17 protein-coding genes are annotated in these 14,924 nt (G+C 67.5%); 3 read left to right on the top strand and 14 right to left on the bottom strand.

Annotated elements, in window-relative coordinates:
• Nucleotides 1-26: 26 nt before the first annotated feature.
• The 7 genes from Q1A36_RS14075 to Q1A36_RS14105 all read right to left on the bottom strand — a co-directional run bounded on the left by Q1A36_RS14075 (nt 27) and on the right by Q1A36_RS14105 (nt 4,603).
• Complete coding sequence (locus Q1A36_RS14075; RefSeq protein WP_299845246.1) at nt 27-356, bottom strand: hypothetical protein; 330 nt, start codon at nt 354-356, stop codon at nt 27-29.
• Between the two features lie 127 nt (nt 357-483).
• Nucleotides 484-780 carry a 50S ribosomal protein L28 gene (rpmB, locus tag Q1A36_RS14080; protein WP_299845249.1) on the bottom strand — a complete coding sequence of 99 codons (297 nt, stop codon included), beginning with the start codon at nt 778-780 and terminating at the stop codon, nt 484-486.
• A gap of 122 nt (nt 781-902) precedes the next feature.
• On the bottom strand, nt 903-1,637 hold the full coding sequence (locus Q1A36_RS14085) for an isocitrate lyase/phosphoenolpyruvate mutase family protein (RefSeq protein WP_299845252.1): 735 nt from the start codon (nt 1,635-1,637) through the stop codon (nt 903-905).
• Entirely contained in the window at nt 1,634-2,707 is a 1,074-nt protein-coding gene (locus Q1A36_RS14090; RefSeq protein WP_299845255.1) for a trifunctional transcriptional activator/DNA repair protein Ada/methylated-DNA--[protein]-cysteine S-methyltransferase, read from the bottom strand. Before Q1A36_RS14090 ends, Q1A36_RS14085 begins: the two co-directional genes overlap by 4 nt.
• 78 nt (nt 2,708-2,785) lie before the next feature.
• Entirely contained in the window at nt 2,786-3,748 is a 963-nt protein-coding gene (gene meaB, locus Q1A36_RS14095; protein WP_299845257.1) for a methylmalonyl Co-A mutase-associated GTPase MeaB, read from the bottom strand.
• Nucleotides 3,749-3,847: 99 nt separating this feature from the next.
• A complete protein-coding gene (soxZ, locus tag Q1A36_RS14100) occupies nt 3,848-4,177 on the bottom strand; it encodes a thiosulfate oxidation carrier complex protein SoxZ (RefSeq protein ID WP_299845260.1) in 330 nt (109 codons plus the stop codon).
• A gap of 3 nt (nt 4,178-4,180) precedes the next feature.
• Complete coding sequence (locus Q1A36_RS14105) at nt 4,181-4,603, bottom strand: thiosulfate oxidation carrier protein SoxY (RefSeq protein WP_299845263.1); 423 nt, start codon at nt 4,601-4,603, stop codon at nt 4,181-4,183.
• Nucleotides 4,604-4,712: 109 nt separating this feature from the next.
• Here Q1A36_RS14105 and Q1A36_RS14110 point away from each other — a divergent pair, with 109 nt between their 5' ends.
• The 3 genes from Q1A36_RS14110 to Q1A36_RS14120 all read left to right on the top strand — a co-directional run bounded on the left by Q1A36_RS14110 (nt 4,713) and on the right by Q1A36_RS14120 (nt 7,485).
• Nucleotides 4,713-5,117, top strand: coding sequence for a SoxS protein (locus tag Q1A36_RS14110; RefSeq protein WP_299845266.1), 405 nt, complete (start codon nt 4,713-4,715; stop codon nt 5,115-5,117).
• Between the two features lie 94 nt (nt 5,118-5,211).
• On the top strand, nt 5,212-6,504 hold the full coding sequence (gene serS, locus Q1A36_RS14115; RefSeq protein WP_299845269.1) for a serine--tRNA ligase: 1,293 nt from the start codon (nt 5,212-5,214) through the stop codon (nt 6,502-6,504).
• Between the two features lie 72 nt (nt 6,505-6,576).
• Entirely contained in the window at nt 6,577-7,485 is a 909-nt protein-coding gene (locus tag Q1A36_RS14120) for a hypothetical protein (RefSeq protein WP_299845272.1), read from the top strand.
• Between the two features lie 6 nt (nt 7,486-7,491).
• Here the strand turns inward: Q1A36_RS14120 and der are convergent, their stop codons facing one another.
• The 7 genes from der to Q1A36_RS14155 form a co-directional block, all read right to left on the bottom strand.
• Nucleotides 7,492-8,976, bottom strand: coding sequence for a ribosome biogenesis GTPase Der (gene der / locus Q1A36_RS14125; protein WP_299845275.1), 1,485 nt, complete (start codon nt 8,974-8,976; stop codon nt 7,492-7,494).
• Complete coding sequence (locus tag Q1A36_RS14130) at nt 8,973-10,310, bottom strand: PQQ-binding-like beta-propeller repeat protein (RefSeq protein ID WP_299845278.1); 1,338 nt, start codon at nt 10,308-10,310, stop codon at nt 8,973-8,975. The genes der and Q1A36_RS14130 overlap by 4 nt, the downstream gene beginning before the upstream one ends.
• Nucleotides 10,311-10,401: 91 nt before the next feature.
• Nucleotides 10,402-11,079, bottom strand: coding sequence for a tetratricopeptide repeat protein (locus Q1A36_RS14135; protein WP_299845281.1), 678 nt, complete (start codon nt 11,077-11,079; stop codon nt 10,402-10,404).
• 121 nt (nt 11,080-11,200) lie between these two features.
• Nucleotides 11,201-12,223, bottom strand: coding sequence for a metallophosphoesterase (locus Q1A36_RS14140; RefSeq protein WP_299845284.1), 1,023 nt, complete (start codon nt 12,221-12,223; stop codon nt 11,201-11,203).
• A 162-nt stretch (nt 12,224-12,385) separates the two neighbouring features.
• Nucleotides 12,386-12,985: a superoxide dismutase gene (locus Q1A36_RS14145; protein ID WP_299845287.1), complete on the bottom strand. Its 600-nt coding sequence runs from the start codon at nt 12,983-12,985 to the stop codon at nt 12,386-12,388.
• A 111-nt stretch (nt 12,986-13,096) separates the two neighbouring features.
• On the bottom strand, nt 13,097-14,251 hold the full coding sequence (locus Q1A36_RS14150) for an exo-alpha-sialidase (RefSeq protein WP_299845290.1): 1,155 nt from the start codon (nt 14,249-14,251) through the stop codon (nt 13,097-13,099).
• A gap of 52 nt (nt 14,252-14,303) precedes the next feature.
• Complete coding sequence (locus Q1A36_RS14155; RefSeq protein WP_299845293.1) at nt 14,304-14,855, bottom strand: TetR/AcrR family transcriptional regulator; 552 nt, start codon at nt 14,853-14,855, stop codon at nt 14,304-14,306.
• Nucleotides 14,856-14,924 lie beyond the last annotated feature (69 nt).

Here is a 14,924-nt window from a genome sequence, read left to right on the forward strand (position 1 = left end):
CGTGAGTTCGTCTCTGGTCGCGAAGATCAGACCGAAGGCGGATCGCGCGCCTGTGCCAAGACTGGCGCGACCGGTTGGCCGTGGAGGACAAAAGGATCAAAACGCGCCGACAGGTTGCGCGGCGCAGGATCGGCGGCGGGGTCGGAATCGGAAAGCGCGGCCAGAAGCGCAAGCGCCATGTCGGGGCAGAAATAGGGACTTTCGACCGGCGCGCCATCGGGACCGTAGACCACGACCACTGCATGACCGGTGCAGAGGACCAGCCGCTCGCCGATCTGCGCCTGCCCCCGCGCCGCAGCCAGCGCATGGCCGGTCAGCAGGACCGAAAGGATCAGGATCAGGCAAATCAGGCGCATGGCCGGGACCCTAGCGCCCTCGCACCGAGGCTACAGCAGGCTTCCTGTCGCAGCGGCGATGCCGAGATCACAAACGCAAAAGCCCCGCCGTCACGGGCGGGGCGCAATGCGCGGCATTGACCGGGGATCAGGCCAGTTCGGCCGGACCCTCTTTCTTGGCGATCTCGCGCTTGATCTTGCGCGCACGATCCGACAGCTCGATATCCTTGGCTTTCGCCAGGAAGGCGTCCAGACCGCCACGGTGGTCAACCGAGCGCAGGGCTGCAGCCGAGATCCGCAGAGAATAGGTCTTGCCCATCTTCTCCGATGTCAGCGAGACATCGTTCAGGTTGGGCAGAAACCGACGCCGGGTCTTGTTGTTGGCGTGGCTGACATTGTTGCCGGTCATCGGGCCTTTGCCGGTCAGTTCGCAGACGCGCGACATGGTCGTATTCCTTCGTTGCAGCTCGGGCGGCCCGGTCGGCGCGCCGCCCCAATGTGAAAGGGCGCCGCTAGGCAGCGCCCGAAATTCCGTTCGCGGGTGATTAGTCCCTTGCGCGGCGGGCGTCAACCCCCGTTCAGCACCTGATCCCGGTAGGAGGCCGCCAGCGCCGCCATCGCCTCGCGCCAAGGGAAGGGGCCAAAGCTGATGCGCGCGACGCCCAGGGCCGCCAGTTCGGCAATCGCGGGCGCGGCGGGCGATTTCATGATGTTTACCGGCAAGGGGCTGGCCTTGCACAGCGCCTCGATCAGGCCCGGATCAACCAGCCCCGGTGCGAAGAAGCCGCTCGCCCCGGCATCGGCATAAAGCCTTGCGCGGTCAAGCGCCTGATCCATCAGCCCGGCATGGGCCGTGGCCGGGTTCTGCAGGAACAGATCGGTGCGGGCGTTGATGAACAGGTCCGTCGCCCGCCGGATGGCGACGATCAGACCCGCCATCTCGACCGCCGGGCGAATCCCCGATTCGGGCGGCATCCCGTCCTCCAGGTTGATGCCCGCCACCCCAAGCCCGTGAAGCCGGAGGGCGTTGCGGGCGACATCCTCAGGATGATCGGCATAGCCGGCCTCGAAATCGACGGTCAGCGGCAGGTCGCTGGCGGCGCGAATCCGGGCGGCCACAGCCAGCAACTCGCCAAAGGGCATCTGCTGGCCATCGGCATAACCGTTCGCCCCCGCGACCGAGGCGCTGCCGGTGGCCAGCGCCACCGCCCCGGCCCCCTCGACGGCACGGGCCGATCCGGCATCCCAGATGTTGAACAGGATCAGCGGCTTGCCGGGCTGGTGCAGGGACGCAAAGCTCATGCCGCCACCCCATAGCTGCGCTCGATCTCGATCAGCCGCTGCTTGCGCCACAGCCCGCCGGCATAGCCGGTCAGCGTGCCATCGGCACCGATGACGCGGTGGCAGGGGATGACGATGGCGATGCGGTTATTGGCATTGGCATTCGCAACCGCGCGGGTGGCTGTGGGCTGGCCGATCGCATGGGCCAATTCGGCATAGCTGCGGGTCTCGCCCGCCGGAATGCGGCGCAGGCCCTGCCAGACGCGCTGCTGGAAGTCGGTCCCGTGCAGTTGCAGGTCCAGCCCGAAAAGCGGGCGATTGCCGGCAAAGAACTCGGTCAGCTGCGCCTCGGTCCGGTCGGTGACTGCCGTTCGGCCAAGGCCGATGCGACCGCCGACATGGGCCGAGAGGCGCTTCAATCCTTGCGGCAGCGCCTTGCGATCGGTGAATTCCAGCAGATGCAGGGCGTCATCATCGGCAATGGCGATCATCCCCCCCAAGGGCGTTTCGATCCAGTCGGCGCGCAGGTCCGAGGGCTGGCGCATCTCGTGCGGGGGATGGCCGAAGAGGCGGGTAAAGGCGGCGCGGAAGCCGCTGGCCGAGTCAAAGCCGGCATCCAGCTGCGCATCGATCATGGCATGGCCTTTCGTCATGGTTTTCAGCCCGTTGCGCAGCCGCGCCGCGCGGGCGAGGTCAAGGAAGGTCTCGCCGAAATGGCGCTTGAAGGCACGGCGGATGGTCGAGGGGTCATGCCCCAGCGCCACCAGATCGGCCTCGCTCCACCGGCGCTCCGGGTCAGCCTTCAGCGCCGCGATCAGGCTGGTGATGGCGGCATGACCCTCGGCCTCGGGACCGGTCGGATGGCAGCGCAGGCAGGGGCGGAAGCCGGCGGATGCGGCTTCGGATGGGCTGGCGAACCAGCGGCAGTTCTCCAGGCGCGGCTTTCGCGCCGGGCAGGTCAGGCGACAGAAGATGCCGGTGGTGGTGACGCCGACATAGGCGCGGCCCTCGAAGGCGGGGTCGCGGGCGGACAGTGCAGCGTAAAGCGCGTCGGGTTCGGGCAGGTCAAACATGGTGCGGTCCTTGTTCATCTGCCTCCACCCTAGGTGATTCGGCCCGCCGGCGGGCCGCGAAATCGGGCGTCTATTCTGCCAGAGGCAGCCGGAGCTTCAACCGTTCAGCCAATCCAGCATCTCGGCAGCCGCCACGCCCGGCGCGGCCTTGCCATGGGCGACGGCCTCGCCGAGTTCCGCCAGACGGGCGCGGGCCTCGGGCGTGTCGAGCCGCGACAGCAGCCCGGCGCGCACCTCGGCCTGGAACCAGTAGCGCGCCTGACGCGCGCGGGTGGCGTCGAAATGGCCATGGGCGCGGCGCCAGCCGGTCAGGTGGCGCATCTCGTCCCAAGCCTGTTCCAGCCCGTCCCCGGTCGCGGCGGAAACGGCGTGGGCCAGCGGGAAATTCTCGGGGTCCTGCAGGCGCTTGCGCAAAAGCCGCAGCGCGCCGGCATAGTCCGCAACCGTGCGGCGGGCGGTGGGCAAGAGGTCGCCATCGGCCTTGTTCACCAGGATCAGGTCGGCCATTTCCATGATGCCGCGCTTGACCCCCTGCAATTCGTCACCGCCGGCGGGGGCGAGCAGCAGGATGAAGAGGTCCGACATTTCCGCCACCAGCGTTTCCGACTGGCCCACCCCCACCGTCTCGATCAGCACCACGTCGAAGCCTGCCGCCTCGCAAAGCCGGATCGCCTCGCGGGTGCGGCGGGCGACGCCGCCCAGTTCGGCGCGCGACGGCGAGGGTCGGATGAAGGCATTGGGGTTGCGCGACAGCTGCTCCATCCGGGTCTTGTCGCCGAGGATCGAGCCGCCCGAGCGTGCCGAGGAGGGGTCGACCGCCAGCACCGCGACCTTGAGGCCCTTTTCGGTCAGAAGCGTGCCGAAGGCCTCGATGAAGGTCGATTTGCCGACTCCCGGCGTTCCCGACAGCCCGATCCGCAGCGCCTGCCGGTCGGGCAGTTGCGACAAGAGCGCGATGGCCTCTGCACGGTGATCGGCGCGGGTCGATTCGATCAGCGTGATCGCGCGGGACAGGGCCCGGCGGTCGCCGTTCAGCAAGGGTGTCAGCAGATCAGTCATGCGGCCCCGTGTCAGGCGGGGGCTGACCGCCCCCACACCCCCGTGGATATTTGGACCAAGGTGAAATGCCAAGGGGGCGGGTGCCGTGGCGTCACGCGTTCAGGTGACGTCGATCTGCCGCCGTTCCTCGTAGATCGAGCCATCGTCATCATGCCAGCGGAACAGGAACTCGCCCGCTTCCGGCACCGTGGCGTGGAAGGCGAAATAGGGATTGGCGCTGATCCCCGGTCCAAGATCGACATCGATCACCGGCTGGTCGTTGAAGGTCACAGTGAGCCGGTTGATGATGCCGCGCGGAATGGTCCGGCCCTCGGCATCCTTGCGCAGCCCCGATTCCATCGGATGCGAGATCAGCGTCCTGACCTCGATCACCTCGCCCTTGGCGGCGGTTTTCGGAAGGCGCAGACGGGGCGTGACGTCGCGGGCCATGGCTCAGGCCCCGCAACCGCCGACGATCACCTCGACCCGGACCGAGGCACGGGCAAGGCTGCCATCCGCCAGCCGGGCGAGGGCGATGACCTCTTGCGTGCGCGCAAGGCGAATGCGGGTCGAGACGGCTTGCTGCCCCGACAGCGGGCCAAGGCGGAAGCGCGCAACCTGCGGCCAAGGGTTCTCGGGGGCCAATAGAAGGATCTCGGTCGCGCCGGGGGCATCGATACTCACCGGGACACTGAAGCCGTTCTCGGCGACCTCGGGCAGATCGAGGGTCACGCCGCTCCCGGCGGGCGTCACGCCGCCGGTGAAGGTGGCGATCAGTTGCTCCGCCGTCGGCTCTGCCGATCGCGCTGGTCGGGGCAACGCGGTCAGCGCGAACCCGGTCAGGCCCGCAGCGAGGATATCGCGTCTGTCGATCATCCTTCCCCCTCTCACGCGAAGGTTACGGCCAAGGGGCTCGTCAAGGCAAACGGAACCGGATTTCTGCTATAGGAGTAAGGCATCGATGAAGCGCGGGGGACGGACGGCAATGGCGGGCAGGATCGGATCATGGCTGGCGGCGCTGATGCTGTCGTTTTTGGGCGGGGCGGCGCTGGCCGAGACCGCACCCGACTGGCAGGCCGCGCCGGTCCGGCTGATGATGGTTGAACAGCAGGGCTGCGTCTATTGCGCGGCCTGGGATGCCGAGATCGGGCCGGGTTTCGGTAAAAGTGCCGAGGGCCGCACTGCCCCGCTGCTACGCGTGGATATCGACGGGCCATGGCCTGACGGAATCGTGCTTGACCGCAGTCCGTCGATGACGCCGACCTTCATCCTGCTGAAGCGCGGCGTCGAACTGGGCCGAGTCGAGGGCTATGTCGGCGATACCTATTTCTATCCGGTGCTCGCCGAGATGATGCAGGAAGCCGGGGTTCCGGTCCGACAAGGCCAGTAGGCCGAGATTTTTCGCCGGACAGAGAAGGCCCGGGCTTTTGCCGGGGGCGGGCTTGGGCTATGTCCGGGGCCATTCTCAGGACGAGGGCAAGCCCATGCATGACATTCGCGCGATCCGTGACAATCCCGAAGCCTTTGACGCGGCGCTCTCGCGGCGTGGGCTGGCGGCGCTGTCGCCCGCGATCCTGAAGCTGGATGCCGACCGCCGCGCCCGGATCTCGGAGGCCGAGGCGGCGCAGGCCGAGCAGAACAAGGCCAGCAAGGAAGTCGGCGCCGCCAAGGGCCGTGGCGACGAGGCCGAGTTCGAACGGTTGCGCGCTCTGGTTGCCGACAAGAAGGCCGATGTGGCACGGATGCAGGCTGAGGCCGCGGCGCTGGACGTGGAACTGCGCGACCTGTTGATGGGCATTCCCAATGCGCCGCTGGACGGCGTGCCGGATGGCAAGGATGAGAACGACAATGTCGAGATCCGCCGCTGGGGCAGCCCGCGCAATTTCGACTTCACCCCGGTCGAGCATTTCGACATTGCCGGCGTGAAGCCCGGCATGGATTTCGAGACCGCCGCCAAACTGTCGGGCAGCCGCTTCGTCGTGCTGAAGGGCGGCGTGGCGCGCCTGCACCGGGCGCTCGCGCAGTTCATGATCGACCTGCATGTGAACGCGCATGGGCTGGAAGAGACCTGGACCCCGGTTCTGGTCACCGAAGAAATGATGTATGGCACCAACCAGCTGCCGAAATTCGGTGAAGACAGCTATCAGACCCGCGAGGGCTATTGGCTGATCCCGACCTCGGAAGTGACGCTGACCAATACCGTGCATGGCGATCTTCTGGACCAGTCCGAGCTGCCGCGCCGGATGACCGCGCACAGCCAGTGCTTCCGCTCGGAAGCGGGCAGTGCCGGGCGTGACACCTCGGGGATGCTGCGCCAGCACCAGTTCGAGAAGGTCGAGATGGTCTCGATCACCGATGCCGAGACCGGTCTGGCGGAACATGCCCGCATGACCCATTGTGCCGAGGCGGTACTGGAGGCGCTGAACCTGCCCTATCGCACCGTCGTCCTGTCGACCGGCGACATGGGCTTCGGCGCGCGCATCACCCATGACCTCGAGGTCTGGCTGCCCGGCCAGGACAAGTATCGCGAGATCTCCTCGGTCAGCTATTGCGGCGATTTTCAGGCAAGGCGGATGAACGCCCGCTATCGTCCTGCCGGCGGTGGCAAGCCGGAATTCGTCCATACGCTGAACGGCTCGGGCCTTGCCGTGGGCCGGGCGCTGATCGCGGTGCTGGAGAACGGCCAGCAGGCCGACGGCTCGGTCGACCTGCCTGCGGCGCTGCATCCCTATCTGGGCGGGCGGACGCGTCTTGGCGCGGATGGCAAGCTGGTCTGAACCGATCGGGACAATCGTCACAACCCCGAGGCGAGGGGCGAAACCCGCGCCCTGTCTCGGGCGTTCCGGGTCATGTCCAGAGGTACTGCCTTTTCCGTGATCCTGGCGGTGGCGATCTTCATCGCCAGCGGGCTGGGCTTTGCGCTGACGCCGGAGCCGCTGGCGGTCGCGGGCTATCCCGAGACCGCCGCAGCGGCAGAGATGGCGGCGCTGACCAGCCTGTCGGCGCCGGGCCTTCCGACGGTGCCCGGCCCTGCCGATTACGGCGTCGATCTGGCCTCGCTGTTCCTCAGGCCAGAGCACGGGATGCTGTGGCTGCTGCTGCTCTGCGTCTGGGGGGCGCTTATGATCCATGCCTGGCAGGTTCTGGGCAGCGAATTGCGGGCGCGGCGGGCTGCGGCGGCGGCGAGTGGGGTTTCCCCTGCCCAAACTCCGGTCGCGCGCCCCAGCGTGGTCGAGGGACCGCCGACCCCGGGCGAGTTCGCCCGGCAGGTCGAGCGCGAGAACAAGCCCGCCGAGCACGCGGCGCTGACGCTGGCGCTGATCCTCGGCGCGGCCTGGCCCTGGGTCAGCCGTGACTATCCGGTAACCGGCTTCATGCTGGCCGCAGCCATGTTCGCGCTGTCGCTGACCGCCGCGCTACGCGGTCAGCAGGTGGGCGGGGCGATCCGGCGACTGCCGACCGTCGGCCTCTTCGCGGGCTGGGCGACGGCCGTGACCTATGCCGCCTTCGCGACGCTGGTGAACGGCCATCTGGGCATTCCGCCGGTCGCCGCCACCGCCATCGCCATGCTGCTCTGCGCCGGTGCCGGGATCGTGGTGCAACTGCGGCTTGGCGGCAGCGTCAGCTATTCCATCGCCATCATCTGGTCGCTGGTCGGGATGGCGATGGCCACTATGAGCAGCGACCCGACGATTGCCACGGTGGCCATCCTCGGCATTGCCGCGATGGCCATCGTGCTGGTGCGGGCCGCCAGCTAGCCCGGGTCAGGTGCCCTTGGGTTTCTGCCGGTTCTTGTGCTTCGACAGCGCGCCGGACTGATTGATCTTCGTCGCCTTGAACCGATAGGGGTTCTTGTCCCCCTGATCGCGGAACATCAGCCGGATCGGCGTACCGGGCATGTCGAAATCGGCCCTGAGTCCGTTGATCAGGTAACGCTGATAGCTGTCAGGCAGCTTGTCGGTATGGGTGGCCTTGACGATGAAGGCAGGTGGCCGTGTCCGCACCTGTGTCATGTAGCGCAGGCGGATGCGGCGGCCACCCGGCGCGGGGGGCGGATGCGCCTCGGTCATCGCGCCCAGCCACTGGTTCAGCTTGGCGGTCGAGACCCGGCGGTTCCACACCTCGTGCGCCATCAGGATGGCATTGTGCAGCCGATCGAGCCCCTTTCCGGTCTTGGCCGAGACGGTCACCAAGGGCGCGCCCTTCAGCTGCGGCAACAGGCGCTCGAAGCTTTCGCGCAGCTCTTTCAGCTTCTCGGGCTTGTCCTCCTCGAGATCCCACTTGTTCGCCGCCACCACGACCGCCCGACCCTCGGTCTCGGCATAGTCCGCGATGCGCAGGTCCTGCTGTTCGAAGGGGATGGCCACGTCGAGAAGCACCACCACCACTTCGGCAAAGCGCACGGCGCGCAAGCCATCGGCCACCGACAGCTTTTCCAGCTTGTCATTGACCTTGGCGCGTTTGCGCATCCCCGCCGTGTCGAAGATGCGCATGGGCGTGCCCATGAACTCGGTCGTGACCGAGATCGAATCGCGGGTGATGCCGGCCTCGGGTCCGGTCAGCAGCCGGTCCTCGCCGATGATCTTGTTGATCAGTGTCGATTTCCCGGCATTCGGACGACCGATGACCGCGAGTTGCAGCGGACGCGCCTCGGAGGGGCGCCAATCCTCGGCGCCCTCGCCCGACTCGGCGTCTTCCTCGGACAGGTCCACGTCGAACTCGGGTTCGATGGGTGCCGGGCGCTCGGCCTCGACCTGGTCGGCCAGCGGCAGAAGCGCGCGATAGAGGTCATCCATCCCCTCGCCATGCTCGGCCGAGATGCGAAGCGGCTCGCCCAGACCAAGGGCATAGGCCTCCATCGCACCGCTCTCGCCAGCCCGGCCTTCGGCCTTGTTCGCGGCGACGATGACATGCCGGGCGCGTCGGCGCAGGATCTCGGCGAAATACTCATCCGCCGCGGTCACGCCCACGCGGGCATCCACGACGAAAAGGCAGATATCGGCCTCGTCCACGGCCCGCTCGGTCAGGCGGCGCATCCGGCCCTGCAGGCTGTCATCCTCGGCAATCTCCAGACCGGCGCTGTCGATGACGATGAAGCGCAGGTCGCCCAAACGCCCCTGCCCTTCGCGCAGGTCGCGGGTGACGCCGGGCTGGTCATCGACCAGCGCCAGCTTCTTGCCAACCAGACGGTTGAACAGGGTCGATTTGCCGACATTCGGACGGCCGACGATGGCGAGGGTAAAGCTCATCGGAACGCGTGCAGTTGGCCCGAACGGGACACGACGTAAAGGGTTTGCCCGGCCACGACCGGCGCGGCAGCTGCGCCACCCGGGATCTGGCCCTGACCGACCAGCGCCCCGGTTGAGGGATCGAAGGCCCGAAGCACCCCGTCCGAGGAGGCGACGAACAGCCGCCCGCCGGCCAGAACCGGGCCGTAATGGGCGTGGATGCTGTCCTGCTTCTTCACCTTGCTGTCGGTGTAATAGGGCAGCGCCACCTGCCAGACCTCGCCACCGCTGGCGGCATCGAGGCGCACCAGCTTGGCTTCGTCATTGACGGCAAAGATCGAACCGCCAGCCGGCACCACGGGCGAATTCGCGCCCTCTCGCGCCGACCACAACTGCCCGCCGGTTGCCATGTCGAAGGCGTCGATGCGGCCCGAGGAGGTGCCGGAATAGACCGTGCTGCCCGCGATCACCGGATCGCCGGTCACATCGCGGATCGAGGCGATGGCGCGGCCGACGCGGATGCCGGCGACCTGCGCCGACCAGTTGGTCAGCCCGCTGGCGGTATCGACGGCCATCAGCTGGCCCGAAGGGAAGGGGAAAATGACGGTATTGCCCGAAACGGCGGGGGCCGAGACGCCCATGACACCCGAGGACGAGGTATTGCCCGAGGTCTGCCACAGCACCTTGCCATCCTCGGCCCTGACTGCCCAACCGGTCGAATCGCGCGCGGCGACATAGACCACGCCGTTCTGCACCGCTGGGGCGCCGCTGACCGCGACATTGACCCGCTGGCGCCACAGGACGCCGCCCGAAGCCGCGTCCATGGCGACCAGTTCGCCATAGCCGGTGGTAACGAAAATCCGCCCGCCCTCATAGGCGATGCCGCCGCCCGAGGCGCTGTCGCCATTCTCGCTTGGGGGCGTGATGTCGGTGGACCAGACCCGCCCACCGCTGGTTGCGGTCGCGGTGACGCGAGCGCGGCTGTCCAGCGTGAAGATCATCCCGGCGGCCACGATCGGATCGGCGGTGATGCGGTGACGGCGGTCATCGCCCTGCCCGATCGGCGCGCTGAAGACGCGGTTGGTGCCGGCGGCCAGCGCAACATGACCGGGCATATGCGCGGCATTGCCGGCGCGGTGGGTCCAGTCGGCATTGCTGCGCGCGGCGGGCAGGCCGACAGCCGTCGGCGCAACCGCCGTAGGGCCGAGCACCGCCGGGCCGTCGGGCGAGTTCACCGCCATCGGGTCCAGCCGCTCACCCGGCAGGATCGTTTCGCGGTTGCAGGCGCTCAGCAGCAGAACCGCTGCAAGCGGCAGGGCCCAAGCGGCGGCATGTTTGCGCGGCGTGATGCTCATCCTGGACTTCCCTCGTTCCCTGTTCGGCCGGGTTGATGCCGGTCCGGCGTTTGTCATGGTCCGGCCCGGCAGGCCCGGCAACCCCTTGGGATCACTCGACGGCCGGGGTAATATCGGTCGGCTCGGGCTCGACGCCCATGGCGATCATCATCTCGGAAAGGCGGCGACGCAAGCCTTCGCTGAGCCCGTCCTTCTGCTGGATCTGCCGGATCAGCGTCACCGCATCCTCGTTCCGGCCTGCGCCCATCAGCGCCACAACCTGCTGTTCCAGTGCCAGAAGCTCGAAGGGCGCGCCGGGCTGGGCCAGTTGCGACAGGATCTGGTCGCGTTCGGCCGGGTCCATGGCCTCGCCCTCGGCCAGCACCATCTTCAGCCGGGCAAGGTCGCGCATGGCGCGGTTTTCCTCGCCGGCAAAGCCCGCAACCGCCTCGAACCGCTCGCCAGCGGCGGCGGCATCACCCTTGGCGATCAGCGCATTGCCTTGCATCATCCCGGCCAGCGCGGCCTGTTCGCTGTCCTGAGCGACGTCAAGCGCGGCCAGCGCTGTGGCCGGGTCCTCGGCGCTCTCCGCCGCAAGGATGGCGTCACCGAAAGCCTCGGCCGATTTCTGCGCGCTGGCGATGCTGTATTCGCGCCAAGCGGCGCCGGCGACGACGGCCAGGATCAGCGCGAGACCGATCCAGCCATAGCGGCGGAACATGCCGAACAGCCGGTCACGGCGAAGATCCTCGGTCACTTCGTCGATGAAGCTGTCATTCTGGTTCGCCATGGGCCGTCTTCCATCATTCTCTTGACGGCTTCGCTCTTACACGCAGCGGGGCGGAATTGCCAATGGCAAGCTGTCGTGAGGGGTGTCGCCCCGCGTCCGGCCCACACGCCCGGCCTCCCGCTCAGCTCTCGGGGCCGGTCTCCATCTTGCCCTGGTCGCGCAGATCGTCAAAGCGCTCATGCGCCGCCTCGGCCTCTTCGTCGCGCCCCGGGGTCGGCGGACCAAGATCGACAACGGTGATCTCGGGCGGGACGCCAAGGCGCATCGGCAGGACCGAACAGCCGATCCCGCCCGAGACGACCAGCACCCGGCCCTCGTCATCGTCATAGCGCCCCCAGGACCATTTCTCGTTATCCGAGGCCATGATCAGCGGCGCGCTGCCGGCCACCCGGATCTGCCCGCCATGGGTATGGCCCGACAGAGTCAGGGAGACGCGTTTGCGGGCCTTGCCCAGATGATCGAAAAGGTCGGGCTCATGCGCCATCAGCACGATCGGCGCATTATCCCTGATGCCCTTCAGCGCGGCATCGAGATCATCCATGCCAACACCGTCGGGCCCCTCATCAAAGGGCCGCTGCTCGCCCACCCCGGCCAGCCAGAAGCCGTCGGCGCCACCGATGCGCACATGCTTGTTGTCGAGAACCGGGATGCCGGCACGCTCGAGCTCCCGCTCGGCCTCGATCGGGCCCGAGCGGCGCTCCTGCGCCTCGGGGTCCTGCCACCAGTCATGGTTGCCGACCACGGAATAGGTGCCGCCGGGTGCGGTGAAATCCTTGAGCCGGGCGATGATCTCGCGCTTGCCGGTGCCGCCGAGGGTGAAGGGATGGGCGGCGCTGAAATCGCCCAGCAGAATCGCCACATCGGGCTGCAGCGCATTGGCGCGGGCGACGATGCGGCTGACGCGGTTCAGGCCGATATGCGGCCGGCCGGCGTGAAGGTCGCTGATGATGACCAACCGGGCCGGCTTGCGACCGCGCCATTCCGGCAGTTCGACCCGCCAGCGCACCACGCGCAGCATCATCGCCGGCTCCCACCAGAGCGCATAGGCGGCAAGACCTGCCAGCCCCGCCAGGGCGACCGAACCGAGGCCGATGCCGCTGCGGCGCAGGGCGGACGGGCGTTTGCGGACTATGGGCTGGGACATGCCTTCTCTCCTTCGACTGCGGCGGTCGGTCCGGTGCCGCTTGGCCAGCCGGGTTCAGCCGCTCAACCAGCGAGAGAGGGTCCCGGTTCCGGTCCTTCCGACATCAAAACGGCCCGCCTTTCGGGGCGGGCCGTGATGATCTGACATCGGGTCTCGCGTCGATCAGAGGCGCGAGGCGACGTTTTCCCAGTTCACCAGCTTGTCGAGGAAGTTGGTCAGATAGGCCGGGCGCTTGTTGCGGAAGTCGATGTAGTAGGAATGCTCCCACACGTCGCAGCCCAGAAGCGCAGTCTGGCCATAGCAGAGCGGGTTCACGCCGTTCTCGGTCTTGGTGATCTTCAGGCTGCCATCCTTGTCCTTCACCAGCCAGGCCCAGCCAGAGCCGAACTGGCCGGCACCGGCAGCGCTGAATTCTTCCTTGAACTTGTCGACCGAGCCGAAGCTTTCGGTGATTGCCTTTTCCAGCGCGCCCGGAATGGCACCCGATTTCGGACCCATCATTTCCCAGAACTGGCTGTGGTTCCAATGCTGGCTGGCATTGTTGAAGATGCCGTTCTGCGCGACCGCACCATCCTTGAATGTGCCGGAGACGATATCCTCAAGCGACTTGCCGGCCCATTCGGTGCCGTCGATCAGCTTGTTGAGGTTGTCGACATAGGCCTTGTGGTGGATGTCGTGGTGGTATTCCAGCGTCTCCTTGGACATGCCGGCCCCAGCCAAGGCGTCGTGAGCGTAGGGAAGATCGGGAAGCGTGAAAGCCATTTTCCAGTCCTTTCTGAGGGGTGGCGCGGATTCGGGACGCAACGTCCCGCATTACGCAGGTCAACGCAAGGGCGGAAAACCAGTTCCGCTGCAGATGCTGCAAGCGGGGGATCAGGCGCGGTCCAGCACCTCGACAGCAAGGATGGTGGGCAGGTGGCGGGCGATTTCCTGCCAGTGGTCGCCCTCATCGGTGCTGGCAAAGACCGAGCCGCTGTTCGTGCCGAAATAGACCCCCGCCGGCTCGCGACGATCGCCGGCCATCGCCTGACGCAGCACGGTGAAGAAGCAGGCGGTCTGCGGCAGCCCGTCGCGCAGCGCCTGCCAGCTTTGCCCGCCATCGCGCGAGCGCCAGACGGCGGCGGCGGCATCCGGGGGAAAGCGGCCGATGCTGTCGCCGTTCAGCGGCAGGGTCCAGAGGGTCGCGGCATCGCGCGGATGGACATGGATCGGAAAGCCGAAGGTCGAGGGCAGGCCCTCGGTGATATCCTCCCAGCTGCGCCCGCCATCCGGGGATCGCCAGACGCCGTGATGGTTCTGCTGATAAAGCAGCTGCCCCTCGCCCGGCGCGCGCACGAGGTTATGGACGCAGTGCCCGACCTCGCCATCGCGCGGCGCGGCGGGGTGGTGGTGCTGGCCGCAGGCTTCGGCGTTGGACAGGAGGTTGCGCCGCTCCCAGCTGAAGCCGCCATCCTCGGTCTGGAACACGCCCGCCGCCGATATGCCGACCCAGAGGCGCTTGGGATCGGTCGGATCGGCGACGATGGAATTCAGGACCAGCCCGGCCGCCCCACCGTTCCAGCTTTCCGCCGAGGGGTGATCGCTGAGCCCGTCGAGTAGCTGGAAAGTTTTTCCATTATCCTCGCTGACCAAAAGGCTCGCGGGCTTGGTGCCGGCATAGAGCTTGCCGTCCGCAAAGCCCAAAGACCAGATCTGCTGGAACTGGTCGGCGAAGGGCAGCGGCTCATCGGTCCAGCCGATCATCTGGGCGAAATCGGGGTCATTCGCCGCCCAGTCATCCATCTGGCCCTTGGTCAGGCGCGTGAGGCTCCAGCTTTCTCCGCCATCCTCGGACCGCCAGACGCCGGCGCCATGCCAGTCACCGCCACCGCCCGCCCAGATGGTCCCGCTGGCCGGATCGCCGGCGAGATGGTTGATCGGCCAGCCGTCGCAGAAGGGACCGCTGACGGTCCAGCCGTCGCGGTTCGTACCGCCGCTGATGAGAAAGGCGCCCTTGGTGGTGCCCACGAGGATCGTCAGGTCGGCCATCTGCGTGCTCCGGTCTTGCCGCCGAAACCCTAGCACGGCGTCGGGCGACAACCTAGCGGGTCAGCAGGGCCAGCAGGTCCCTGAGATCAGCGCCGCGGCTGTCACTGTCGGCCGGCGCCAGCAGTTCCAGCCCCAGATGCGCGGCATAGATGAGGCGCGCATTGCGCGTGGCGTCACCGCCCATCCCGGCCAGTTGATCGCGCAGATAGGCCAGCCGCTGCTGATCGACCCGCGCGACAGCCTCGGCGGCCAGCGGATCATGGCGCGACCAGCCGCGGATGGCCTGCTCGGCGGCGTGGTCGGGCGCGGGATCGGCCGGGTCGGGCAGCGCGGTGGCCAGCGCGATCAGCGCGGCCAGCCGCGATGGCGGATCGGGATGGGTCTCGGCCAAAGCGATGATCTCGTCGGTGCAATGACGCTGCCAGCAGGCAAGGATCGCCGCCTTGTAGGCCGGCAGATCCCTGAAATGCCAGTAGAACGAGCCCTTGGTCGCGCCGATGTCGCGTGCGATCGCCTCGGCCCTGAGCGCAGCCGGGCCGCCCTGCGCAAGGGCATCGAGCCCCGCCTTGATCCAATCCTCGGGTGAGAGTGCGCGTTTTGTCATCGCTAAACCATACGGTAGCGTATTGACTCACGCAAGCCGAGAGGTCTAGCCATACGCAGCCGTATGGAG

It is taken from the genome of uncultured Paracoccus sp. (assembly GCF_947487305.1).
In the GTDB taxonomy this organism is placed as follows: Bacteria; Pseudomonadota; Alphaproteobacteria; order Rhodobacterales; family Rhodobacteraceae; genus Paracoccus.